This window comes from Enterococcus sp. 7E2_DIV0204 (assembly GCF_002140855.1).
GTDB lineage: Bacteria > Bacillota > Bacilli > Lactobacillales > Enterococcaceae > Enterococcus_L > Enterococcus_L lemimoniae.
The window spans coordinates 2866030-2891638 of the sequence record NZ_NGKY01000001.1 but is presented as its reverse complement, the minus strand read 5'-3'; the positions used below and the strand labels follow the sequence as shown (position 1 = coordinate 2891638).

The window sequence follows — 25609 nt, the reverse complement described above, 5'->3', positions numbered from 1 at the left end:
CTTTTCTTTATTTTTCTTTTACTTCGATCAAAAGATCGCCAGAGCTGATTGGTTCTTCTTCAAATACATAAATATGTTCAACGATTCCATCAAAACGTGCTTCAATCGTGGTTTCCATCTTCATTGCTTCCGTTACTAACAAGGCATCCCCTTTTTTAACTTTATCTCCTTTATTTACTAGAACTTGGAGAACAGAGCCAGACATGGTTGCACCAATTTGCTCTTTATTCGTCGGTTCTGCTTTGCGTTTTGCTTGGACAGATGATTTGATGGAAGTATCTTTGATAACGATTTCTCGACGTTGACCATTTAAGTTAAAGAATAAGACGCGATTTCCTTCAATGTCAGGATCACCGACTTCATCTAAGCGAATAATCAAGGTCTTCCCTTTTTCGATTTGAACTTCTACAGATTCTCCTTGACGAATGCCTTGGAAGAATGTAGGTGTATCTAATAATGTAACATCACCAAAATTTTGATAAGATGTACGATAGTCCAAAAATACTTGAGGATACATTAGATAGCTCAATACTTCTTCTAATTTTGGTTCATAGCCAATTTTTTCGGCTAATTCAGCTTTTACTTTATCAAAATTAACAGGTGCAGCTAAGCTACCAGGTCTTTCTGTGAAAGCTGGACGTCCTTTCAAAATAATTCGCTGTAAGTCTTTAGGAAATCCACAGACCGGCTGACCCAAGTCTCCTTGGAAGAAGGTCACAACTGACTCTGGGAAACTTAATTCATCCCCATTTTCATAAATATCTGCTTCCGTTAAATTATTTTGAACCATGAACAAGGCCATATCGCCAACAACTTTTGAAGACGGGGTCACTTTTACAATATCACCAAACATCAGGTTAACCGTGTGATACATTTTTTTAATGTCATCCCATTGATGGCCTAAGCCAACTGCTTTAGCCTGTTGTTGTAAATTGGAGTATTGGCCACCCGGCATTTCATGCATATAAACTTCGGTTTGCGGTGCATTCAAGCCATTTTCAAATGGTTGATAATACATACGTACATCTTCCCAATAATGGTTGATTTTTTGTGTATTATCAATGTTAACGTCCGGCGTCCGATCACCATTAACTAAAGCGTAATACAAACTGCTCATACTTGGCTGGCTTGTAGCACCACTCATCGCACTGGTCGCCACATCTACAATATCTACACCAGCTTTGGTTGCAGCTGAATAAGTGATGATTCCGTTACCACTTGTATCATGAGTATGCAGGTGAATCGGTAAATCTGTCGTATCTTTCAGTTCACTGATTAAACGGTATGCGGCTTGCGGCTTCAATAAACCAGCCATATCTTTGATTGCAATAATATGAGCACCCATTTTTTCAAGTTCTTTGGTCATATTTTTGTAGTACTCAACGTTGTATTTTGCTCTAGATGGATCATTAATATCCCCAGTATAACAAATAGCTGCTTCCGCAATTTTCCCGGTGTCTCTAACAGCTTGAATACTTTTTTCCATTTGCGGCAACCAATTTAAACTGTCAAAAATGCGGAAAACATCAATGCCTTGCCGTGCAGACTCTTTAATAAATTCTTCGATCACATTATCAGAATAATTTTGATAACCAACCGCATTTGATCCTCTAAACAACATTTGTAATAAGGTATTTGGCATCAATTTACGTATCTTGCGTAGCCTTTGCCATGGGTCTTCATTTAAGAAACGGTAAGCTACATCAAATGTTGCACCGCCCCACATTTCACTAGAAAATAATTCTGGCAATCCTTCACCTGTTAAACGAGCAATTTCTTTAAAATCTTGCGTTCTTACACGAGTCGCTAGTAAACTTTGATGGGCATCACGGAAAGTCGTGTCCGTCAGTAAAACATTATCTTGTTTTTTGACCCAATCAATAACGCCTTGGGCGCCATCTTTATCTAATATATTTTTAGCAGTCACATAATCGCTTCGTAATGCTAAATCTGTTGGAATACGCGGTGCATCAAAATATTTTTTTGTTGATTTTTCAATTCCTGGAAAACCATTAACTGTCACTTCACCAATATATTTCATGGTCTTATTGCCACGGTCTCTTAATTTTGGAAATTCAAATAATTGCGGTGTATTGTCAATAAAGGTTGTCTTAGCTTCTCCAGACTGAAATTCTGGATGACCAATCACTTTATGTAAAAACGGAATATTCGTTTTTACACCACGAATTCTAAATTCTCGCAAACTACGTTCCATTTTTTGGATTGCCTTTTCAAAAGTAAAACCATGCGTACATACTTTTACTAATAGAGAATCAAAATACGGTGTAACGACTGCACCGGAATAGGCATTTCCTACATCCAGACGAACGCCAAAGCCACCTGGTGAGCGGTAGGTATCGATTTTACCAGTATCCGGCATAAAGTGATTCAATGGATCTTCTGTAGTAATCCGACACTGAATTGCTGCACCATTCAACGTAATTTGTTCTTGCTGCGGAATCTTCATGTCCTTATGAATATCTAAGCCTTGAGCGATTTGCAGTTGAGAGACTACGATATCTATATCTGTGATCATTTCAGTGATCGTATGCTCGACCTGAACACGAGGATTAACTTCGATAAAATAAAACTGATCCCCTTCAACTAAAAATTCAACGGTTCCAGCATTGACATACTGAACATGTTTCATTAATTGAACTGCTGCATCGCAAATCTCTTTGCGCTTTGCTTCACTCATTGAAACACAAGGTGCAACTTCAACTACTTTTTGATGTCTACGTTGAACCGAACAGTCTCGTTCAAATAAATGAACCACATTACCGTGACTATCACCTAAAATTTGCACTTCAATATGTTTCGGGTTTGAGATATATTTTTCTACATATACTTCATCAGAACCAAATGCTGCTTTTGCTTCACTTTTCGCTCTATCATACCCTTCTTTTGCTTCCTTCTCATCGTGTGCTACTCGCATTCCACGGCCGCCGCCGCCTAATGATGCTTTGATCATGATCGGAAACCCATGAGTTCTACCAAACTCTAAGACACCTTCCACTGAATCCACTGGACCATCAGAGCCCGGGATTGATGCAATTCCTGCAGCTACAGCTGCTTCTTTTGCTTTGATTTTATCACCAAAAATATCTAAGTGATGTAATGTTGGGCCTACAAAGATAAGACCTTCTTCTCCACAACGACGGGCAAACTCTAAGTTTTCAGAAAGAAACCCATATCCTGGATGAATCGCATCAGCGCCAGATTTTTTTGCGATACGAATAATGTCTTCCATATCAAGATAAGCTTCGATCGGCTTTTTGCCTTTACCAACTAAATACGCTTCATCTGCTTTAAAACGATGAACAGAATATTCATCTTCTGCTGCATAGATTGCCACTGTCCCGATGTGCATCTCTGTACAGGCTCTAAAAATTCGAATTGCAATTTCTCCACGATTTGCTACTAAAACTTTTTTCATTCTTTCACTCCTACCTGTTTATTGAGGGCGAAACAGAAATGATAGGCTCTTATTTTATAAAGCGCTCCTTCTGCTTCGCCATCTAATGACCTTCATTGATTTATATCTTACCAAGTAATTGGTATTCTTGGTCCATTTTTTGTTTTTTCTCGTCGGCACTGATATTCAGAACAAACGCAACAGCAATTGAAATAATCAAAACACTGTTCCCGCCATGACTGAGAAAGGGGAATGTGATCCCAGTTAGAGGAATCACTCCAGTAATTCCACCTAAGTTAATAAATACTTGCAATAACAACATTGAACCGATCCCAATACACATTAATGAATTGAACGGTTTTTTTGAACGAACACCGACTAAAATGATACGAGCAATCATAAACATTAAAATTGCTAAAATAACCAATGAAACGAACAACCCTAATTCTTCGATCGTAATGGCAAAAATAAAATCCGAATGAGCTTCAGGCAAGAAGCCTTTCTTTTGAATACTATTGCCTAACCCTTTACCAAACCAACCGCCATTATTGATTGCGTAATAAGAATTAGCTAATTGATGGCCATAGTTTCGTTCATCTTTAAACGGATTTAAGAAAATAGCGAAACGTTGATATACGTATTGATATCTAGCTGGAATAAAACTTCCTTTGCTCAAGATCAATGCTTGAATCACTGCAATACTGCCTAAAATCCCAGCTCCGCCAACGATATAAGTGTACATATAGTTTACTCCGCTAGCCAATAACATAATGATCACCAATAAAGTTAAAATGGCAGCATTCCCCAAATCGGGTTGAATCGCCACAAGAGAAATTAAAAAACCAACTAAAAGCATTGGTCTAAAAACTGCTTTCTTAAACTCTTTATCAATGTACTTCTGTCTTCGGCCTAAGATATAGGCAAGATACCAAATCACCATAATTTTCAAATATTCAGCCGGTTGCATGGAAAATGAGCCAATCAGCAACCAGCCAGAAGCACCATTAATGTTTCGACCTAATGGGGTAAATTTAACTGCTAAGAGTAGAAAGGATATCACGGCGATTGCAAACATGATAAACCCTTTATTTTGAAAGACTGTTGTTTTCATCTTATAAATAAAGAACATTCCTACTAAACTTAAAACCCAAAACTGCAATTGAGACACGACCATCGCTGTTGGGGATTCGCCTTTTGATATGAGCAAAGATGATGTTGAACTGTAAACCATGATCAAGCCCACAGCACTAAGGACTAAGTACGGGATCAAGATACTATAATCTAACAGGTGTCTCTTTTTTATCTTGTTTGGCAAAGTTTAACCCTCCTTGCCAATCTCTTTTTTTTCTTGCGTTTCTTCATAAACGTCACTATATAATTGGTTAAGTTCTTTTTCTAAATCACTTAGCAATTGATGTCCTTCTTTTGCGCTTAAAATGCCTAGTCGAATGGCATAGGTCACTTGTCGAGAAAAACCATACATTTGTGTATCTACGACTTCCTCAAAGGCTTTACACTGGGAAATACATAGGCTATTTTTTTGATTACGGATCAACATCATGATTCGTTGTGCATCATCGTTTAACAGCTGAACGGCAAAATCTTTTGAAATGGATTCCATTTGCACTAAACCTCCCATCTTAATTATGTAATTATAGCATAATTTGCCTCATTATTAACAGAAATTTTCTGAAAATCCGCCGTTTAAATTTTTTTTTAATGTTCATCAAATTGGAATGAAAGAAAATCTCATGATTCTCACAACTTCTCTAAAAATTAGTCGTTAAAATCTACTGAGCAGCAAAAATCCTTATGCTATCATTACTCTAATTCTCCGATTCACAAAACGAGCACAGGAGGCTCCTTGTATGATTTTGCTGTTTTTGATCATTGATTTTTTTCTTTTTTAGTTCAAACCATATACTACAACGTAATAAATTACATAAAACCAACTTAATATTCCATGAAAAATTGCCCAAAGTATACTATGCCAATTTACATATGAGATTACCAACGCTAATGCGCAACCAAATGAAATTCCTGCTTTTGCACTTTCTTTCATTATTATCCCTCCAATATTTTGTTGATAATGATTTGTAGCCTATTTCAATATTTTAGCTTCTGCATATCACGCTCAAGGGAATTAGCTAGACTTGCCAAATACCTATTAAAGATCAGTATTAAACTGGGATAGAGACAGTTCCTGAAATATCTTTTATATCATTTTTCCCAATTCGCTTCGCTAATATGTATGTTGCAGGAATTTCCAGATCCGTTGTGATCCCTAAATGGCTAGCTTGTTCGAATCCATAGCGGTTGTAATAAGCTGGATCACCAATCAAAATAATCACGCTATATCCAAGTTTTTCGGCCTCTTGTTCAGCTTTAGTCATCAATTTTGCTCCTACACCTTTACCTCGCTGATCTAATCGAACAGTCAAAGGTGCTAAGATCAACCCGTCCATAGTTCTTGTCTCATTGGTTATTCTTGTTTTTGTTAACATGATATGTCCAACGATTTGCATATTTTCTTCTGCTACAAAGGCTAGTTCAGGCAAATAGTTTTCACTTTTCCTCATGCGCTTAACAAATTCTTGTTCCTCCCCATCTTTGACTTTAGCTGTTTTAAAGGCTTCTTTTGTGAAGTCATAAATTACCGGGAAATCTTTTTCTTGTTCTAAACGAATGATCATTTTCATCCCTCCATTCAACTATGTTTTTTGTTTTTGACACAGAATCGTCATTTACAATCATCCATGTTTTTTTACTGATTTATTCTTTGGCTTAAATTCTATTATTAATAGTAACAGAATCTTTTTTAAGAAGCTATCAAAGTACCTAGGTGAGCGGTTAAACAATTCTTTTTATAAAAAAGTTGAGGCTGGGACAGAAGCGTTTAATCGCACTGAAGGGTGTGAAACAAAAGTGGTTTTTACTTTTGTTCCACACCCCTCAAGGATCTTTTCTATTTACTCTTTTTTTATTTTATAAATACTTTATTTTTTTAAATCAACGACCATTCTACCTTTGATTTTTCCTTGTTCCATTTCTTCAAAGATATCGTTCACTTCATGTAAGCAACGTGTTTCCACAACAGGAACTACTTTACCTTCTGCTCCAAACTGGAATGCTTCTTCTAAATCTTTACGTGTTCCTACTAAGGAACCAACGATTTGAATACCATCTAGAACAGTTTTAACGATTGCAAGATCCATTGTTTCTGGAGGAAGTCCAACAGCAACAACTTTACCTGCAGCTCTTACAGAATCAACCGCTTGATTGAATGCAACTTTAGAAACAGCTGTCACGACAGCAGCGTGAGCGCCACCGACTTTTTCTTGGATCCAAGCACCTGCATCGCCATCTGTTAATGGATTACATACTAGGTCAGCACCTAGTTCTTTTGCAAATTCTAGTTTGTCATCATTGATATCAACAGCAATAACTTTTGCATTGAAGACATTCTTAGCATATTGGATAGCCAAATTCCCTAAACCACCAATACCGTATATCGCAACCCATTGACCTGGTTTTACATCAGAAACTTTAATTGCTTTATAGCAAGTAACACCAGCACATGAGATACTACTAGCTTGAGCTGGATCTAATCCTTCTGGTACTTTAACGGCATAATCAGCTTTAACGATACATTGTTCAGCCATAGCACCGTCTACTGAAAAACCAGCATTTTTTACTTGGCGGCAGAATGTTTCCCGTCCAGTAATACAATATTCACAAGTCCCACAACCTTCAAAGAACCAAGCGATACTAACGCGGTCTCCTACTTTTAGACTTTCAACACCTGGAGCGATTTCTTTTACGATTCCAATTCCTTCATGACCAATAACTCGACCTGGTACTTCACCGAAATCACCATGAGCTACATGTAAATCAGTATGACAAACACCACAGTATTCTACATCCACTAAAGCTTCACCAGCTTCAAGCGGTCTAATTTCTACATCTTTAATTTCTACTTTTCCATTATTTTCTTTCGTCACAACAGCTGCTTTCATTCTATCACTCCTGTATTTAGTATTATATGGTAACAATTATATTTTACCATGTATGAAATCGTTTTATCAGAACTTTCGAGAAATTGTTCAAGATAAAAAGAAACTTTGTTCAACTTCAATAAAAAAGAGTGAAAATGAATCACTTTGCATGATTTATTCCCACTCTTTTAGGAGTACACTATTTATTTTTTTAGATTGCTGTTGTTGCACCACGGTATACAATACCACGACGAGGATCAACAGTGATCAATTCGTCATTTGCAATCAAGTTTGTAGCATCAGCTGCACCAACGATTACTGGAATATCTTTCGCAATTGCAACAACTGCTGCATGAGAAGTTAATCCACCTTCTTCAACGACTAAAGCAATTGCTTTATCAATCGCAGGCATATAATCTTTGTCAGTTGTTTTAACGACTAAGATAGAACCTTCTGTTGCGTTTGCTACAGCTTCTTCTGCTGTAGCGGCTACAACAGCTTTAGCAATAATTGATTCTTCGCCGATTCCTTGGCCTTGAACTAATTTTGATCCGATCATTTGGATCTTCATTAAGTTTGTTGTTCCTTTTTCACCAACTGGAACACCAGCAGTGATAATAATCAAATCACCTTCGCTTGCAAATCCTTCTTCTTGAGAAATGTGTGTTGCTAAATTGAACATTTCGTCAGTGCTTGCTGGTTTGTCAGCAACTGTTGCATAAACACCCCAAGATAATGATAAGCTGCGTGCTTTTTGTTCTGTAAATGTAATCGCAACGATATGAGATTTTGGACGATATTTAGAAATCATACGAGCTGTATGACCAGATTCAGTTGCTGCAACGATAGTTTGGATTCCTAAATTACGAGCAGTATGTCCAACTGATTGACCAATTGCTTCTGCCATATCGGTTTTGCTGTATAATTTTAATGCAAATGTATCTTGATTGATCAATGCTTCTTCCGTACGAACAGCGATACGCGCCATTGTTTGTACAGCTTCTAATGGGTAATCCCCAGCAGCAGTTTCACCAGAAAGCATTACAGCATCTGTTCCATCATAGATCGCATTAGCCACATCATTGGCTTCAGCACGTGTTGGACGTGGGTTGCGTTGCATAGAATCCAGCATTTGAGTAGCCGTGATAACTGGTTTACCTAAAGCGTTACATTTTTTGATCAAGTCTTTTTGAACAACTGGTACATCTTCAGTTGGAATCTCAACACCCATGTCCCCACGAGCAACCATTAAACCATCTGAAACTTTCAAGATTTCATCGATGTTATCGATACCTTCTTGGTTTTCGATTTTAGGAATGATTTGGATATGAGTAGCATTTTCTTCTTCTAAAATTTTAGTAATTTCTAAAACGTCAGTTGCACGACGAACGAAACTAGCAGCGATAAAATCAACGCCTTGTTCGATACCAAAACGAATATCAGCCGCATCTTTTTCTGTAATACCAGGAAGGTTTACAGATACGCCAGGAACGTTAACACCTTTTTTATTTTTCAAGATACCTTCATTTTTAACAAGCGTAACGATTTCATTTGCAACACGATCGATATCTGTTACTTCTAAATCGATTAAACCGTCATCTAAAAGAATGTGAGAACCGATGTTTACATCGTTAATTAATTCTGGATAAGTGATTGAGAATTTTTCAGGAGTTCCTAAAACTTCTGTCGTAGAAAGACGAACTGTTTCACCTGTTTTTAGAGTGATTGCGCCATTTTCCATTTCGTTCGTACGGATTTCAGGGCCTTTTGTATCAAGTAAGATCGCGACACGTTTACCTGTAATTTTTACAGCTTCACGAATATTTTTGATGCGGTTGCCATGTTCTTCAAAATCACCATGTGAGAAGTTCAAACGGCAAACATTCATCCCTGCATTTATTAAATTTAGTAGCATATCTACTGATTCACTAGCTGGTCCGATCGTACATACGATTTTCGTTTTTTTCATTACCAAACGCTCCTATTCCAATTTTGTTTATACGTTATGAAGATTATCTATTTTCCTCAAGAAATCCTTTGAATAAATGATGAAGCCAGAAGCAACTCCTTCAGAAATATACTTCTGTTCCAACCTCCATTCTTAGAAAGAAATCTCTTGATTTAAATCATAAAGTGATAAGTCTGGTTTGTGTTTGTGGTTTTCCAATGTGTTAACGATATCGGCTGAAACAACTTGGTTATCCAACATACCGATACATTGTCCGCCAATACCGGCTTTCAATAATTCAACGGCATATGAACCAAATTTACTTGCTAATACACGATCACGAGCACTTGGTGAGCCACCGCGGACAACGTGTCCTAAAATAGAAACACGTGTATGGAAATCACCATGTTCAGAAAGTTTATCAGCAAATTCATTTCCGCCCATAACGCCTTCTGCCAAGATGATCAAGCAATGTTTTTTGCCACGATCGCGGCCTTCTCTGATACGTTTTGCAACATTGACCATGTCGAAATCATGTTCAGGAATAATGATTTCATCAGCACCACCTGCTACACCTGACCAAAGAGCGATATCGCCTGCACCACGTCCCATTACTTCAATAACAAATGTCCGAACATGCGAAGTTGCAGTATCACGAATACGGTCAATCGATTCTAATACTGTATTAATCGCTGTATCAAAGCCAATTGTGAAATCAGTCCCTGGAATATCATTGTCAATTGTTCCTGGAATTCCTACAGCTGGGAAACCACGTTTTGTTAGTGCCATTGCACCATGATAAGAACCATCACCACCGATAACAACTAAACCTTCGATACCGAATTTTTTCAATTGTTCGATGCCTTTCAATTGTCCTTCTTCTGTTGCAAATTCTGGGTAACGTGCAGAATATAAAAATGTTCCTCCACGTTGAATCTTATCGCCAACATCTGCAATGTCTAAGCGGCGGATATCACCTGCTACCAAACCTGCAAAACCGTAGTTGATTCCATAAACTTCGATTCCGTCAAAAATCCCTTTACGCACCACTGCACGAATTGCAGCGTTCATTCCTGGGGCATCTCCCCCACTGGTTAAAATACCGATACGTTTCATTCGTTCTTTCACCTCATATAATATACTTTTAAGCTGTAACAATTTTTTTGTCACAGTTATTCATTACTCAAAAATATTACGTCACTCATTTTACCATTAATAGTGCAAAAAGTCTTGATTTAAGAAGAAATAATTGAAAAAAGATGAAAACAATTAGTATTTTTTACCGTAAATCATTTGAAAACAACATTTTGAGTGCCTAAGATCGTTTCTAGTTCTTCTTTTGCCGCCACTGTATCAGCTAGCCAATTCTCTTCTCCTAAGACTAATTTCTTCCCGTTTTTTTCAAAATAAATAATCACTGGTGTATTGCCTTTATGTTTTTGAATGACTTCCCGAATACTTTGTAACACGTTTTTTTGATCTTTTTCAGCAATTATTTTCAGGTAACAAGTTGTTGCACTAATACTGTTTTCAATATCACTTGCCTTTTCAATCTGATTGACCAATAATTGTAATTCTTGGTTATAGTTACTTTTTTCTATTTTGCCTTCTACGAAATAAACTTGATTTTTTTCAACATTTTGACGCAATGTTCTGAAAACGGTTGGAAAAAGAGTCAAAGAGAGTGATCCAGTTAAATCATCTCCTTCAACAAAAGCCATTTGTTCTCCTTTTTTCGTTCGGATCACTCGAATATCTTTCACATAAATCAACAAGCGAGCTGTTTGTTTTTCAACAACGTCACTAACAAGCATGATCTGCTTCATTAATCGTGTTTTTTTGAATTCTTCAGTTGGGTGTCCAGATAAATAAACCCCTAAATATTGTTCTTCTTGTTCTAGTTTTTCTTCTAAAGTATAGTCTGCAATTTCTACTTCTTTTAGTTTCAAGGTGTCTTCCAATAGATTCATGCTGCCACCGCTATAAATGATATTTTGAATTTCACTATCTAAACTAACAGACAACTGACGACGATTAGGCTGAAGTTCGTCAAAAGCACCAATTGCGATTAGTGGTTGGATATTTTCAGCTTTCAACCATTTGCGATCGATACGTAATAAAAATTGATCAAAGGTTTTGAATGGTCCCCGCTCTTTTCGTTCGTCAAGGATGTTTTGGATGAAATCTCTACGAATTCCTTTTAGCGAGCTAAAACCAAACATGATTTGATCATCATTATTTAGATAGAAACTATATTGGCTAGAATTGATTGCAGGTTGCATAATCGTCATTTTATTTTTACGAGCTTCACCAATGTACTCTTTGATTTTTGTTGGGTTATGTCTTACCGAATGGAGGATCGCTGCATAAAAAGCACCTGGAAAATGAACTTTTAAATAGGCCATTTGAAACCCGATAAAGGAATACGCAAAAGCATGAGATCGGTTAAATCCATAATTGGCAAAACGCTCGATATAATCATAAATCGTTGTTGCTACGGCTTCGCTATGACCTTGTTTCATAGCACCTTCAACAAAGTGCTTTCGTTCCTCATCTAGTACATCTTTTTTCTTTTTACTGACCGCACGCCTTAAAATATCAGCCTGACCCAGACTAAAACCAGCCATAGTGGAAGCAACTTGAATGATCTGCTCTTGATAAACAATCACACCATACGTATTCTTCAAAATCGGTTCTAAAACAGCATCAGGATACTCGATTGGTTCCTGTCCTTTTTTTCTCCGGACAAACAAATCGATATTTTGCATGGGACCTGGACGATATAAAGCATTGACCGCTGCAATATCTTCAATATTTGTCGGACCTAATTTTCTTAAAACATTTCTTATCCCAGCTGATTCAAATTGGAAAACGCCACTGGTCTCCCCACGTCTAAACAAGGCTAAGGTCAATTCATCATCTAATGGAATTTGGTTTAAAATCACTTCTTTTTTGTAGACTCTTTTGATTGACTTGATCGTATCATCGATGATCGATAGATTTCGCAAGCCTAGGAAATCCATTTTGAGTAAGCCAATTTTTTCCACATCATTCATCGTAAATTGCGTCAAGAAGATATCATTTGAACCTGGTTGTAACGGTACAATATCTATGAGATCAAGATCACTGATCACTACCCCCGCCGCATGAGTCGACACGTGCCGTGGTAATCCTTCTAACCGAACAGCAGTATCATATAAAAGGCGATTTATTTCAGAAGAATTCACCAGCTCTACTAATTTTTTTGAATCTGCATAAGCTGTTTTCAAGGTCATTTTCAGAGCACTCGGAACAGCACTAGACCAACGATTAGATTCACTTTGTGATAAGCCAAAGACTCTAGCTACATCTCTTAAAACCATTTTTGCGGCCATCGTCCCGAAAGTAGCGATCTGCGCCATATGATAGTGTCCATATTTTTCTCGAACATATTGCAAGACTTCTTCACGTCGATTATCGGGAATATCTAAATCTATATCGGGCATCGAGTGTCTTTCAGGATTTAAAAAACGTTCAAATAGTAAATCATATTTGATTGGATCTACATCCGTAATCGATAAAACGTAAGAAACCAAGGATCCTGCTGCTGAACCACGTCCGGCTCCCGTTACGATCTTTCTTTCATGGGCAAAAGCCATAACATCCCAAACAATCAAAAAATAATCATCAAACCCCATTGTATGGATGATATCTAACTCTTTTGCCAAGCGTTTTTCATACTCAATCGTAACAGTTGGGATGCGTTCAGGTAATTTTTGTACACACAGTTCTTTTAAAAATGCCCCTGCCTCTTTACCATCTGGAATCGGATAATGCGGCAGTAATCGTTGATGTAACGGGATTTCTAAGGTACAATCATCAGCCAACAGTTCTGCGTTATGCACTGCTTGGTCATTGACTTTTACAAGTAATTGTTTTACGGCATCTGTCTGACTTCTTAGATAATATGGCCCTTCAATTTCAGTTTCCTCTGCATTCAAGGTCATTTGTTGCCCTTCATCGATATGAGCCAACACCTTTAAGGCAAAACCATCCTCGCGATTTAAATAGCGGGTTTCTTGTAATGCTACAAGTGGTTGTTCTCTTGTTTCATAAAATTGGAACAAAGCTGGATCGGTTTCCGGGTTACACGTAAATGAAGCTCCTGCAAAAAAAGATGATGGATCAAAAAAGTCTGTTAGCTGTTCTAAGCTTTCAGCCGCTTCTGCTTCACTTCGCTTTAAGGCAAAAGCAACCTCTCCTTTATCAGACGGCATCACGGCGTATAGATGATTCAAATACTCCTTGACTCCTTCTAAATAGAAAACTCTTTCACTATTCATTTTGGCAGTAGAAATCCGCATCAAATTTTGATACCCTTGAAGATCTTTTGCATATAATAACAATTGAGCTGGCTGCTCCGATTTTTGTGGTGTATATTCTAATGTTAACCCGATGATTGGTTTGATTGCTTCTTTTTTGCAGGCCTCAAAAAATTCAATGGCGCCATGAAGTACATTAATATCCGTAATCCCTAAAGTTGTATAGCCTAAATTTTTGGCTTGTTGCACTAATTCTTGAATACGAATAGTACTGGAAAGTAATGAGTAAGAAGTAATTGTATATAGTTGTGGAAAAGGCATAAGACATCTCCTTATATGTATGATGGTTTTGATTCAAAAATGTAACTTTCAATTTCTTTACATTTACAAAAATTGTGCTAAACTATAGCTAGAAAAGAGGTGCAATCCATGCGTTACATTCTTGTATTGTTGTGGTCCTTTTTACTAGGACAAGTGGTCGGTTATATCGGCGGTGCCTTAAACGGCGGATCTTACGATTTTATGCTGACAACGATTATGTCATTGATTACCGGTGTGATTATCTTATTGATTGGTCAATTCGCTTTACCAAAAAAAGAAACCACTAAAAGTGCTCAATAACTTTGCAAATGAGACATCTTTTTAAAGTAATCGTCTCGCCATTTATTACTTGAAAATCATCTTTATAAAAAAACCAGTTACTACAAACATTGTAACTGGTTTTTTTATGTTTTCAACTGTTTAGAGTCTTTTATTTAAAATTTTGCGAAAATTGAATAAAGAAAGGCAAATATTACCTAAGACAAAACAAGCTGTGACAATAAATACGGCACTATAACCAAAACCGTGAGCAACGGTCGATCCGATCATTGGACCTAAAACCTGCCCAAAATTACTAAACATTTGATTGTAACTGTAAATTCTGCTGACACCCTCTGATGGTGTGATTTTACTAATCAACGTATTGATCGACGGCATCAAAGCGCCTGTTGAAAAGCCTAGAAGAAATCGTAGTAAACCTAGTTGAAACGGTGTCTTAACAAAAGCCATCGGAATATAACAAATCATCGATAGCATCAATCCCGCCAACAAAACTTTATGATTCCCGATTTTATCCCCAAGCTTCCCTAAAACGGGGGAAGAGATGACTGCCGATACACCAGCTACCGAAACAATCAGACCACTAATAAACAAAATATTACCTGTATCATGGCTCAATGAACGGATATATAAGGTTAAAATCGGGCTGATACTTGTCACACCAATTTGCAAAATCAACGTTGTGACGAATAACCCAATCAAAATGGACACATGATCCATCTTTGAAAAAATATCTTTTGTACTCAACAGATCTTTCTTCTCTACTGGTTGAAAATCCTCTTTTACCATAAAAATTGTCAGTAATGTTGTAATTAATAGTACGATCCCAGTAATGATGAATACATTTTCCATTCCAAACCATTGTGCTAAAGCACCACCGATCGAAGGCCCAATCAAATTCCCTGCAATGGCACCTGTTGACAACGTTCCTAAAGCCCAACCGCTTTTTTCTTTAGGTGCTTGAGAGGCAATCATAGCTGTCGCATTGGGAATATAGCCAGATAGAATCCCGTTAAAAAAACGCATAATGAGCAACCAATAAACGTTTGGCACAAAAGCCAAAGACCCCATCGTAATCGTCATCCCAGCTGCCGCTCGAATCATCATTACTTTGCGCCCTTTTCTATCTGCCAGATTCCCCCAAATTGGCGCTACAATTGCAGCGGCAAATGCTGTAACGGCTATCGCAAGTCCTGAAAAAAGCTCAACTTGACTCTTCGGTGTCCCTAACTGTTCAACATAAACAGGGATAAAAGGCATCACCAAACTAATGCTCGCACCTGTAAAAAAACAACCTAACCAAGCAACCATTAAATTCTTTTTCCACTCAATTCTCATAATAACGTACACCTCACAAGTTCTTCACTATTAACTATACTCCAAATTTTGTAATCTCTCAAAAAATTTTTCTGTTAAACAAAATAAAAAAGCCCAACTGCCTAAAAGACAGCTAGACCTTTTCATTAAAAACCTCTTTTATAAAATCGCCAAAATAACAAAGTTTAAGATAAACAGAGCATTAACGACCCAAAGAATGGGCGAAACTTCATTAAATTTTCCTTTTGCTACTTTTACTACTGCATAAAAAATGAAGCCAGCTGCAATCCCATAAGAAATACTGTAACATAAGCCCATAAAAATAGAGGCAAAAAATGCTGGCACAGCTTCTTCTAAATTAGTCCATTCAATATCCTTAAATGATGCCAACATCATCACACCGACTAAAATCAAAGCAGGTGCTGTTGCTTGTGCTGGAACAATTGCAATCAGCGGTGAAAATAAACTACTTAATGCAAATAATCCTGCTACCACAACTGAAGTCAAACCAGTTCGTCCGCCAGCTCCGATCCCTGCAGCACTTTCTACGTAAGTTGTTGTGTTAGAGGTTCCAAAAACTGCACCAATCGACGTTGCGATTGCATCTGCAAATAACGCTTTATCCATTTTTGTTGAAAAACCTTTACTATCTTCTAAAGCTAATTCATCCTCTTTAGAGAAAATACCGGTCCGACGTCCTGTTCCAATAAAGGTACCGATCGTATCAAATGTATCTGATAAGCTAAACGCGATGACCGTCATCAAAACTTGGGGAATTTTAGATGCATCGCTAAACAATGACTGCATTCCATCCGCTCCAAAGGCTGCACCAAAAGTAGTTCCTAGTTCACCAATAGAACTTCCCAACGAATTTGCTTGCCAATCAATTGCTGATAAATCGACCACGCCCATTGGTATTGCAATGATCGTTGTCGCCACAATCCCAATCAAAATAGCACCGCGAACATTTAAAACGACCAAGATCGTCATTAAGACTAAACCAATCACAGCTAATATAATTTCTGGATTATTAAAGTTCCCTAAAGCTGGAACCACACTATCACCATTAACCATTCCATTGACTGGCTCAGATTGTACTGTGAAATCTAACAGCTTTGCATTTTTGATCCCAACATAGGCAACAAAAATTCCAATCCCTCCACCAATTGCATGTTGCATACTTTCTGGGATAGCGTTAATGATCAATTTACGAATTTTTGTAACAGTAATCAACACATTGATCAATCCGCAGATAAAGACCATCGCTAAAGCTTGCTGCCATGTATAGCCTAATCCAAAAACTACCGTAAACGTAAAAAATGCATTTAAACCCATTCCAGGAGCTTGTGCATAAGGAACATTTGCAAAAAGTCCCATGATCAAAGTTCCAATAATCGATGCAATGATCGTTGCTAAAAATACTGCTTGAAACGGCATTCCTGTTTGAGATAGAATCGAAGGATTAACGAATAAGATATAACTCATTGCAAAAAATGTTGTTACACCTGCCACCATTTCAGTTGAGATTGTCGTTTTGTTTTCCTTTAATTTGAAAAACTTTTCCATAAAGTTGTCTCGCTCCCTTTTTACCCAAAAATTTCATCAAGAGTGTGTTTAACGTTATAAATTAATAAGTGCATGTTTCGCTTTCCTGATGAATACTTATAAAGTATACGTTAGCGAGGTGACCATTTCAACAAATTATTAACTTTAATACTAATATCTTTTCTTAATGTTCGTGTTTAACCATTTTGAATAAAATTTATAAAAAACCTTACAGTCGTGATGATTACTCAGCGACTGTAAAGTTTTTGTTTTATATCATTTTTCTCTTGATCAACACAACAATATTTGTGCTAATAGCGAATACTCCAAATAGAACTGAACGGTTTTCTGATCGTTCTCCCGTTTTTGGTAATTCTTTTTTAGAAGCTGCCTCAGCAAGCTCTTTGGTATTTGTTCCTTCGCTAATAACATCTTTCTTAGGTAAAATTTCGATTGGAAAAACAACCTGATTTTTTTCTGTATCTAGCACGACAGCTGTTAGTTTCTTTTTACCTTTAATTTTTAATGAGGTTACATTCATTTTGATAAGACCTTGTGAATCAGCTTGGCCTACTAATTCTCCTTCTGGGAGCTCCGCTGTTCTTGTGTTCATTTGAGGAATTTCGCCATCATAGAGTACAATTGTTGCATTTGGTAGCGTAACACCTCTCAAAAGTTCATCATCTTCGTATAAGGGATCAAAAATCGTTGCCTTTTTAATTTTCTCTTCACCTTCATTTGGAGCTGAAACTTCTGGATCAAGTGGTGTTATCGGGTCCACCAATTTTTTACGATTTTCAACAGAAGCTTCAATTAATTCTCCAGCGGCTTCCTTACCTTCAATATACCCAATGAACGTTTCGGTATCTGGTTGAATTGCATTGATCAACTTCGCCCCAGTAAAACCAGAAAAGCCGTCTCCTCCACCAAATAAAAAGTCATTGATGACAACTAAATAGGGAGCATCCGCCTGAATTGGCGTGCCATCTTTTTTATGCATTTCATGAACTTTGAATGGTTGATTCTTATCTGTTGTTGCAGTATACGTATAGCTTAACCCAGAAATTTGTAAAAAGTAGCGTTCTTCTTCATCATATTGTTCGTTTAACACTTGTTCAATTTGGGCACCGGTCATCTCAACCACCTGCATAATATTGCCAAATGGCTGTACGGCTTGAGCCGCTCCCCACGTAATATCACGATTCGCTTCAACCGCTAAATCAGCACGAATACCACCGTTGTTAGTCATCGCAAAATCAGCATCGATCCCTTGGAGTTTCGTTATCGCGACTTGCCCATCCGTAATCAAATTTCCAAGAGGAGATTCTTTTGAGTCATTAACTTCTCGAGTGATTCCGCCTGTTTCTTTTGCTGTCCCAATTTTTTTGTTCGTCACCTGTGCCACACGTGCTTCAGCATCCTTCACAGTTGCTTCAACCTTTGAATCAACTTTTGGTACATCCTTAGCGGCTGGATCAACTGGTAGAACTTTGGCTTTTGGTGTCTCTACAAAATCATTGGTTTTTGGATCAAGTGTCCCTTGTAAATCAATATATCCTTTTCCTTGCGCTGTAGACTGAACCACTCTCGTCTTATTCACAACACCGTTGGTATATTGATGGTTATGTGCTGCAAAAAAAGCATCTACACTATTCTCTGGATAAAGTTTATCCACTGACGCCATGATTTCTGCGGCTTCTCCATTCACTTTATCCGCCTTGCTTGTTGCAGGGATATGAGCCAAGACTACGATCGCATTCACACCTTCTGCTTGTAACTTGTTGGAATAATAAGCAATAGTTTCAGCTTCGTCCAAAAAGTCATACGCTTCATAATGTTCTTTTAAAACTAAGTTAGGAATTTCAGTTGTAACCACACCGATAAAACCGACTTTTACTTTATTCGTTGCTGTTCCAACCTCTTTGATTGTATAAGGTTTCCAACCGAAAGGAATTTTTTCCGTTCCTTTTTTGACAACATTACCAATGACGATTTCAGTTTTTGAGGCTTCTCTTGGATATGCAGCTAAAATACCATATGGATCATTAAGCGGTTTTTCGCCAATCATGATGCGATTAAATTCTTGGAGCCCTTCATCAAATTCGTGATTTCCAATAGTCCCAACCGCAAAATCCATTTGATTCAACACTTTAATCGTTGGTTCATCTTGAAGCAGCCCCGAGCTTGCAGGACTTGCCCCGACCATATCACCAGCATGAACACGCACTGTTTGAGCATTTTTGTTAGCGTTTTTAAATTGTTCCTGCGCTTGATTCAAATAACCGGCTAATAAAGGCGCCGTCCCAGCATTTGCTGTTTTCTTTCCTTCATCATCAAAAAAAGAACCCGTTGTATTCAAGGCACCGTGAAAATCATTGATCCCTAAGATTTGAATGGGAATGTTCCCCTCCGCTAACGGCTGTTCAAGCGTTCCCTTCTGATCACCTGTTCCATTGATTGTTTCCGCATTAGCAACATTGTCAGCCAAGGCCACGCCACTGCTAATTCCCCCAATAGTAAATAAAATAGTTAACAAAGAGCTTTGCCACTTTTTCATATTTATAACTCCTCTTCGATTATTTCCAAACATACTTAGTTAAAGAGTAACAATTTCCTCACACACTGTCAATACGACTTTTCTTGCTCTTCTATCAGCTCCAACCCTTTTAATCCAGCAATAAAAGCAAGTAAAATAAGCTGCATCATTGTAAGTAATAGAACAAACAAGACTTTATTCACCGACCAATCAAAAAAAATAAGTCGGATGGTTTGGACCGGTTTTGTAAATAAATGAACACTATGCAAGCGATCAAATCGTCCAACGAAAATAGCTAAACTAGACAAGAAATTGATCAACACAATCAAAAATAGCCCTTGCCATTTTTTCTTTAAGATATTTCTTTGAAAACTTTCACTGATTATTGTGAGAACGGTCGCCATCCCTAAAAAACCATAGCCACAAATTCCAATCGTCAACAAACTAAACGATAACCAATCAGAAAGTGACTGACCAAATATCTGATTCATTCCTTGATAGATCGATAACCGTTCTAAATGAAAAAAGTCCGTAAATAAATAAGGTGCATTTGGATAAAATAATAGCCAAACTGAGCCTAAAAGGAGAAACATTCGACTTCCTACTTGTTTAAAATGAAAACTAATTTCAAGTGGAATATATGCCAATAAAACATTCAAAGCCATAAAATGGTACATCTCAGCAAAAAACAGCATATACACACAATAGAAAAGAGTTACGATCCGGATTGACCAACGATAAGTTTGAACCAAGTGTTTCACCGTCCTTTTTTTATTTAGTGTATCACAAAGAATTTATTTTCAAAAATTTTCTTGAAAACTTGTCATTCTGCTATTTTATGCTAGACTTAGTTAAAGAAAACTTTCCGGGAGGAACGATTTTGAAAAAATTAATTGCAATTGACTTAGATGGTACAACGTTAAATACACAATCTTTAATTAGTGCAACAACTGAAAAAGCTTTAAAAAATGCGATGGCGCATGGTCATTATGTCAGCATAGTCACTGGTCGTCCTTATCGAATGAGCGGTCAATTTTATCGCCAATTAGGCCTAGCTACACCCATGGTCAATTTCAATGGCGCTCTCGTTCATATGCCTGAAAAACAATGGGCAGATGAATTGGAAACTGGGATCCAGCGAGATTTAGTGTTTGATATTTTAGCTCAAAAGAAAGCATTAAATCTTGATTTTGTTGCTGCAGAAAATAAAGAAACGTTTTATATTGATAGTTTAGATTACTTCGATTCAGCTTTTTTTGCATCAGAAGCAACTGAAAACAACCTATTAACTGCTAAAAATTTAATTACTGATCCAACTTCTATGATGGTTCGGACATCAAAAGATCAGGCTGCACTTGTCTCAGATTCTTTGATGAAGCAATATGGTGATTATGTTGATGTTCGAACTTGGGGCGGACCAACACCTATTTTAGAGATCGTTTCTAAAGGTATCCAAAAAGCAAAAGGCGTGGAACAAGTTGCTAAATACCTAGACGTGAAGCGTTCAGACATTATCGCATTTGGTGATGAACATAATGATGAAGAGATGTTGGATTATGTTGGTTGGGGTGTTGCAATGAAAAATGCTACTGATCAAATCAAATCCGTAGCCAATGATGTCACTGAGAAAACCAATGACGAAGATGGCTTAGCCGATTATTTAGAACGATATTTAGATATAAAAAAGTAGTAGCTATTTATTTGCATTTAGGCTGTCAACCAAAAGTGATTTTCACTTTTGGTTGACAGCCTATTTTTTACATCTTTGACAAAATTTAACTCTCTTGCTAAAATAAGAACGTACGTTCGATTCTGAATTAGAAAAGAGGGGTAAAATGGAGCTAGCTAAAAAAATAGAAATTCTTGCTGAATCTGCAAAATATGATGTTTCATGCTCAAGTAGTGGTGTTACTGATAATACACGAAACGGAACTGTAGGTAGCACTTCAGCCGCCGGTATTTGCCATTCTTTCACAAGTGACGGACGTTGCGTTTCACTTTTGAAGCTACTTTTCACAAACGCATGTATTTTTGACTGTCATTACTGTATCAATAGAAAATCCAATACGATTCCCAGAGCAACCTTTACGCCACAAGAAGTTGCAGATTTAACCATGGATTTTTATATGCGCAACTATATTGAAGGGCTTTTCTTAAGTTCGGCTATCATTAAAAATGTTGATTACACAAGTGAATTATTAATCAAAACGTTAAAGATTTTGCGTTACGAAAAAGGCTTTAAGGGATACATCCATGTCAAAGCAATTCCTGGAGCTGATAAAAAGCTAATTGAAGAATTAGGGTATTTGGCCGATCGAATGAGTATTAATGTGGAGCTACCTTCAAGAGAAAGTTTGAAACTGTTAGCACCGGATAAGGATCCATTTACCTTATACAAACCAATGAAACAAATCACACATAAAAAACATGAGTTAGCTCAAGTTCCAGCTTTAAGAAAACAAGCAAGCTTTGTCCCCGCAGGTCAATCCACTCAGATGATCATTGGGGCATCTCCTGAAAGTGATCATGCTATTGTCAAAATTGCGGAAAATCTTTATCAAAAATACGAATTGAAAAGAGTCTATTACTCAGCCTACATTCCGGTAAATCAAGATTCCTTACTACCAGCGATCACAACTGATCCACCTTTATTACGAGAGCACCGTCTATATCAAGCGGACTGGCTCCTACGTTTCTACCGATTTTCTGCGGATGAAATCTTGTCTGAAGATAAACCAAATTTTAATTTGTATCTTGATCCCAAAGCCAATTGGGCCGTTCAGCATTATGAGCAATTTCCGATTGATGTCCAAACAGCCTCATATGACCAATTGCTACGGATTCCCGGAATCGGTCCTAAAAGTGCTCTTAATATCCTAAAAGCGCGGAAATATTATCAATTGCATCTCACTGATTTAAAAAAATTAGGTGTCGTGATTAAACGAGCACAATATTTCGTCAGCTGTAACGGTGCTCGCCAGGCCGGGCTTATTCATGATCCTGAATGGGTCATCGCTTCCCTAATTTCATCTCGCCAATATGAAACATTAAAACAGGTCAACAGCCAGTCAAGGCAAGAACAACTCACTTTATTTGACGTAGAACGGTTTGAAACAACGAAACGAAAGGAAGCTCGTTATGCAAATTGAAAAAACAACTGAAGTTTGGGAGTACGACGGCAGTTTTCATGGATTTTTAACAATTGTCTATCATGCTTTTAAAAAAAGACAGTTTCCAGAAATTATTTTAACACCGGATACTGCTGTTGAAAGTTTGTTTATCAGTCATTGGATCTCAACCGATACAGCTTTGGCTCATAAAATGTATAAACGTCTACTTACTCGCTTGAGACAAGAAAATAGTCAGTTTATTATTGATGGGTTTTATTGTTCCTTAAAAGAAAAAGAACGATTTTTACTTGATGCGATTCAAATTGCTTTAGAATCAAAAGACTTGCTGTTAAATCATCTTGGACATCCATCTATTTTAGCCTTACAAAATGCCTTAAAGTCTCTTTTTGGTGAAGTTCACTTGTTCACAGGATTTATTCGTTTTGAATACATAGGAGAGCTACTTTATAGCACGATTGCGCCAAAACATTTTTCATTACCTTACCTATGTCCCCATTTTGCCAAGCGATATCCACAAGAAATGATTATGATTTATGACGAAACACATCGTTTACTTGGTATTATTGAACATGGAGAAATTAGTTTTATTGAAAACAGTGGTCCTCCAACTTTTCATACAAAAGAGAGTGAACAAGAAATCCAAGCTCATTGGCGTTCATTTCTACAAGCCATTACCATTCAAGAACGAAAAAATGAACGAGCTCAGTTGTCACATTTGCCTAAACGTTATCATCATCATATGGTTGATTTCAATTAATCTAGTATTAAAAAAAACGAGGTGGGCTTTGGACATAACTCTGCGAGTCATATTCAAAGCCCACTTCATCTAATAAGATTGATCAGACACTTAGTCCATTCTAAGGTGGATTTTTTTCACAATTATTTTATCTGATAAATGAGATTGATTACTTTGTTCGCCAATCACCTCAGCAAAAATATTGGTCCGGTCTTCTTTTTTCTGTAACTGATACTCGATTTTTCCAGTTTCATTCAATTCATTCATCATTTCACTATAGTCGTCTACTTCGATTTTCCTAGTAATAAAGCCTAGTGAAACTAATTGATCATCTAGATTTTTAGTAGATATTAGGGACCCAAAAGCAATTTTTTGACGAATCTCTTGATTTAATTCTGTGATTTTTACCTCTTGACCTTGTTCAGCCTTTTTTTTCTTGATCAATGCTTCGTATTGTTCAACGTTCAACATGACACCAGCAACTTTTTTTCTATTGTAAATATACACGCCGGAATTCGTTTCTTTTGCTGTTTCAAAAATCGTCATCGGAGATTGCTTCACATCTGTAACTGAAAATGCTATGTTTTTTTTCACTTTATTTTTCATTGTTCAACTTCCCTTCCAGATGATTATATCATACAGAATTTTAGTGTGAAGGGCTTTTTGTGATTGTTGCTCTTTTAGTTAGGCGAATTTTGGGCAACAAAAAAGAAGTGCCGTTACTAAAGCTCTATGAGATTTAATAACGTCACTTAAAAACCAAATAAACAGTGTCAAAAAGTCAGGATTTTCCAATTGCCACTTTAACCTGCTGGATTGATCCCTTTAAATCCAATGTCATGCCGATAAAAGGTACCTGTAGTGTCAACAGTATCCAAAACCTTGTATACTGCCTCTTGTGCTTGTTTTAATGTTTCTCCACTAGCTTCAACAAGGTAAATTCGTCCGCCATTTGAAATGAGCTGACCGCCTTCTTCTTTTACTCCTGCATAATAAACTTGTTCCGTTTCAATAGTGGAAAAGTCAGGAATCAGATGATTTTTTTCATACTTATTAGGATAGCCATTTGCTGCGACTACTACACCTAAACTGTATCCTGTTTGTTTCCATTTAATATCTGGTTGCTTACCATTTACTAAATCATCGATAACCTGGGCAAAATCACTTTCTAAACGTTGTAGGACAACCTGTGTTTCTGGATCACCAAAACGAGCGTTAAATTCAATCACCTTTGGTCCCGTCTGGGTAGCAATCAAGCCAGCATATAGAATCCCTGTAAATGCTCTGTCTTCAGCTACCATCCCTTGGGCTGTCGGTTTTAGAATCGTTGCAATTGCTTCTGCAACTAACTCATCAGAAATTTGTGGTACAGGGCTATAAGCGCCCATCCCGCCCGTGTTCGGACCAAGATCATTTTCATAGGCTCGTTTATGATCTTGAGCAATCACCATCGGATAAATTTCTTGATTTCGAACAAAAGCCAATAAAGAAAATTCTTCTCCAGCTAAAAACTCTTCAATGACAACTTTGGCACCACTTGAACCAAACTTATTTTCTTCCAACATCTCTTTCAAAGCTTCAATTGCTACTTCGACTGTCTCGGCTACTACGACACCTTTACCCGCTGCTAAACCATCTGCTTTAATAACAATCGGTGCCCCTTGTTCAATGACATAGGCTTGAGCTTTCGCAAAATCAAAGAATGTTCGATGTGCTGCCGTTGGTATATTGTATTTATTCATGATTGTTTTCGCAAAATCTTTAGAACCTTCGATAAAGGCTGCAGCTTTAAGTGGACCAAACACCTTCAAACCACTAGCTGAAAAATCATCCACGATACCATTTAGTAATGGTATTTCAGGACCGACAAATGTCCAGTCCACATTATTTTCCTTTGCAAATTGAATTAAGCTTGCGTGATCATCTTCTGCAATATCTACTAATTGAATGCCATCATTTTTCATTCCAGCATTGCCCTTAGCACAAAATACAGTTGTGACTTTCGGACTTTGAACCAGCTTTTGTGCAATTGTATGTTCTCTGCCGCCGCTTCCAATGACTAAGATCGTTAATCCCATTAAATTC

Annotated in this window: 19 protein-coding genes; 4 read left to right on the top strand and 15 right to left on the bottom strand. The window is 37.3% G+C overall.

Annotation, left to right across the window (positions count from 1 at the left end; all coding sequences use genetic code 11):
• Positions 1-7 precede the first annotated feature (7 nt).
• The 9 genes from A5819_RS13400 to dnaE all read right to left on the bottom strand — a co-directional run bounded on the left by A5819_RS13400 (position 8) and on the right by dnaE (position 13980).
• A complete protein-coding gene (locus A5819_RS13400) occupies positions 8-3436 on the bottom strand; it encodes a pyruvate carboxylase (protein WP_086279258.1) in 3429 nt (1142 codons plus the stop codon).
• Positions 3437-3536: 100 nt separating this feature from the next.
• Positions 3537-4730: an FtsW/RodA/SpoVE family cell cycle protein gene (locus tag A5819_RS13395; protein ID WP_086279257.1), complete on the bottom strand. Its 1194-nt coding sequence runs from the start codon at positions 4728-4730 to the stop codon at positions 3537-3539.
• 3 nt (positions 4731-4733) lie between these two features.
• Positions 4734-5036 (bottom strand): YlaN family protein, encoded by a 303-nt coding sequence (locus A5819_RS13390; protein WP_086279256.1) that lies wholly within the window; start codon positions 5034-5036, stop codon positions 4734-4736.
• Positions 5037-5321: 285 nt separating this feature from the next.
• Positions 5322-5477 (bottom strand): hypothetical protein, encoded by a 156-nt coding sequence (locus A5819_RS19305; RefSeq protein ID WP_176271428.1) that lies wholly within the window; start codon positions 5475-5477, stop codon positions 5322-5324.
• 118 nt (positions 5478-5595) lie between these two features.
• Positions 5596-6108: a GNAT family N-acetyltransferase gene (locus A5819_RS13385; RefSeq protein WP_176271427.1), complete on the bottom strand. Its 513-nt coding sequence runs from the start codon at positions 6106-6108 to the stop codon at positions 5596-5598.
• A 303-nt stretch (positions 6109-6411) separates the two neighbouring features.
• Complete coding sequence (gene adhP, locus A5819_RS13380) at positions 6412-7431, bottom strand: alcohol dehydrogenase AdhP (RefSeq protein WP_086279254.1); 1020 nt, start codon at positions 7429-7431, stop codon at positions 6412-6414.
• A 190-nt stretch (positions 7432-7621) separates the two neighbouring features.
• Positions 7622-9379 carry a pyruvate kinase gene (pyk, locus tag A5819_RS13375; protein ID WP_086279253.1) on the bottom strand — a complete coding sequence of 586 codons (1758 nt, stop codon included), beginning with the start codon at positions 9377-9379 and terminating at the stop codon, positions 7622-7624.
• A 132-nt stretch (positions 9380-9511) separates the two neighbouring features.
• Entirely contained in the window at positions 9512-10474 is a 963-nt protein-coding gene (pfkA, locus tag A5819_RS13370) for a 6-phosphofructokinase (protein ID WP_086279252.1), read from the bottom strand.
• 173 nt (positions 10475-10647) lie between these two features.
• The gene (gene dnaE / locus A5819_RS13365) at positions 10648-13980 is read right to left on the bottom strand and encodes a DNA polymerase III subunit alpha (protein ID WP_086279251.1); all 3333 of its coding nucleotides are present in this window, start codon (positions 13978-13980) and stop codon (positions 10648-10650) included.
• A gap of 108 nt (positions 13981-14088) precedes the next feature.
• Between dnaE and A5819_RS13360 the strand changes: the two genes are divergently transcribed.
• Positions 14089-14280, top strand: coding sequence for a YjzD family protein (locus A5819_RS13360; RefSeq protein WP_069652995.1), 192 nt, complete (start codon positions 14089-14091; stop codon positions 14278-14280).
• 120 nt (positions 14281-14400) lie between these two features.
• Here the strand turns inward: A5819_RS13360 and A5819_RS13355 are convergent, their stop codons facing one another.
• The 4 genes from A5819_RS13355 to A5819_RS13340 form a co-directional block, all read right to left on the bottom strand.
• Positions 14401-15597, bottom strand: a complete 1197-nt coding sequence (locus tag A5819_RS13355) for a multidrug efflux MFS transporter (protein ID WP_086279250.1) — start codon at positions 15595-15597, stop codon at positions 14401-14403.
• Positions 15598-15735: 138 nt separating this feature from the next.
• On the bottom strand, positions 15736-17142 hold the full coding sequence (locus tag A5819_RS13350; RefSeq protein ID WP_086279249.1) for an NCS2 family permease: 1407 nt from the start codon (positions 17140-17142) through the stop codon (positions 15736-15738).
• Between the two features lie 250 nt (positions 17143-17392).
• Positions 17393-19678, bottom strand: coding sequence for a 5'-nucleotidase C-terminal domain-containing protein (locus tag A5819_RS13345; protein WP_086279248.1), 2286 nt, complete (start codon positions 19676-19678; stop codon positions 17393-17395).
• A 68-nt stretch (positions 19679-19746) separates the two neighbouring features.
• On the bottom strand, positions 19747-20352 hold the full coding sequence (locus tag A5819_RS13340; RefSeq protein WP_086279701.1) for a DUF1361 domain-containing protein: 606 nt from the start codon (positions 20350-20352) through the stop codon (positions 19747-19749).
• Positions 20353-20537: 185 nt separating this feature from the next.
• On the opposite strand from A5819_RS13340, the gene A5819_RS13335 reads away from it, so the two are divergent.
• The 3 genes from A5819_RS13335 (at position 20538) to A5819_RS13325 (ending at position 23545) form a co-directional block, all read left to right on the top strand.
• Positions 20538-21347: a Cof-type HAD-IIB family hydrolase gene (locus tag A5819_RS13335; RefSeq protein WP_086279699.1), complete on the top strand. Its 810-nt coding sequence runs from the start codon at positions 20538-20540 to the stop codon at positions 21345-21347.
• Positions 21348-21492: 145 nt separating this feature from the next.
• Positions 21493-22806 carry a putative DNA modification/repair radical SAM protein gene (locus A5819_RS13330; protein WP_086279247.1) on the top strand — a complete coding sequence of 438 codons (1314 nt, stop codon included), beginning with the start codon at positions 21493-21495 and terminating at the stop codon, positions 22804-22806.
• Complete coding sequence (locus tag A5819_RS13325) at positions 22796-23545, top strand: TIGR03915 family putative DNA repair protein (protein ID WP_086279246.1); 750 nt, start codon at positions 22796-22798, stop codon at positions 23543-23545. The genes A5819_RS13330 and A5819_RS13325 overlap by 11 nt, the downstream gene beginning before the upstream one ends.
• Before the next feature lie 90 nt (positions 23546-23635).
• On the opposite strand, the gene A5819_RS13320 is transcribed toward A5819_RS13325, so the two are convergent.
• Complete coding sequence (locus A5819_RS13320) at positions 23636-24130, bottom strand: prevent-host-death protein (protein WP_086279245.1); 495 nt, start codon at positions 24128-24130, stop codon at positions 23636-23638.
• A 197-nt stretch (positions 24131-24327) separates the two neighbouring features.
• Positions 24328-25602 carry a phosphoribosylamine--glycine ligase gene (purD, locus tag A5819_RS13315; protein WP_086279244.1) on the bottom strand — a complete coding sequence of 425 codons (1275 nt, stop codon included), beginning with the start codon at positions 25600-25602 and terminating at the stop codon, positions 24328-24330.
• Positions 25603-25609: the final 7 nt, after the last annotated feature.

Bases quoted from the DNA above. Each gene is read 5' to 3' on its own strand.
- pfkA (WP_086279252.1), bottom strand. From the start codon at position 10,474: ATGAAACGTATCGGTATTTTAACCAGTGGGGGAGATGCCCCAGGAATG.
- A5819_RS13330 (WP_086279247.1), top strand. From the start codon at position 21,493: ATGGAGCTAGCTAAAAAAATAGAAATTCTTGCTGAATCTGCAAAATAT.
- A5819_RS13385 (WP_176271427.1), bottom strand. From the start codon at position 6,108: ATGATCATTCGTTTAGAACAAGAAAAAGATTTCCCGGTAATTTATGAC.
- dnaE (WP_086279251.1), bottom strand. From the start codon at position 13,980: ATGCCTTTTCCACAACTATATACAATTACTTCTTACTCATTACTTTCC.
- A5819_RS13340 (WP_086279701.1), bottom strand. From the start codon at position 20,352: ATGCTGTTTTTTGCTGAGATGTACCATTTTATGGCTTTGAATGTTTTA.
- adhP (WP_086279254.1), bottom strand. From the start codon at position 7,431: ATGAAAGCAGCTGTTGTGACGAAAGAAAATAATGGAAAAGTAGAAATT.
- A5819_RS13355 (WP_086279250.1), bottom strand. From the start codon at position 15,597: ATGAGAATTGAGTGGAAAAAGAATTTAATGGTTGCTTGGTTAGGTTGT.
- A5819_RS13400 (WP_086279258.1), bottom strand. From the start codon at position 3,436: ATGAAAAAAGTTTTAGTAGCAAATCGTGGAGAAATTGCAATTCGAATT.
- purD (WP_086279244.1), bottom strand. From the start codon at position 25,602: ATGGGATTAACGATCTTAGTCATTGGAAGCGGCGGCAGAGAACATACA.
- A5819_RS13390 (WP_086279256.1), bottom strand. From the start codon at position 5,036: ATGGAATCCATTTCAAAAGATTTTGCCGTTCAGCTGTTAAACGATGAT.
- A5819_RS13345 (WP_086279248.1), bottom strand. From the start codon at position 19,678: ATGAAAAAGTGGCAAAGCTCTTTGTTAACTATTTTATTTACTATTGGG.
- A5819_RS13320 (WP_086279245.1), bottom strand. From the start codon at position 24,130: ATGAAAAATAAAGTGAAAAAAAACATAGCATTTTCAGTTACAGATGTG.
- A5819_RS13325 (WP_086279246.1), top strand. From the start codon at position 22,796: ATGCAAATTGAAAAAACAACTGAAGTTTGGGAGTACGACGGCAGTTTT.
- A5819_RS13360 (WP_069652995.1), top strand. From the start codon at position 14,089: ATGCGTTACATTCTTGTATTGTTGTGGTCCTTTTTACTAGGACAAGTG.
- A5819_RS19305 (WP_176271428.1), bottom strand. From the start codon at position 5,477: ATGAAAGAAAGTGCAAAAGCAGGAATTTCATTTGGTTGCGCATTAGCG.
- pyk (WP_086279253.1), bottom strand. From the start codon at position 9,379: ATGAAAAAAACGAAAATCGTATGTACGATCGGACCAGCTAGTGAATCA.
- A5819_RS13350 (WP_086279249.1), bottom strand. From the start codon at position 17,142: ATGGAAAAGTTTTTCAAATTAAAGGAAAACAAAACGACAATCTCAACT.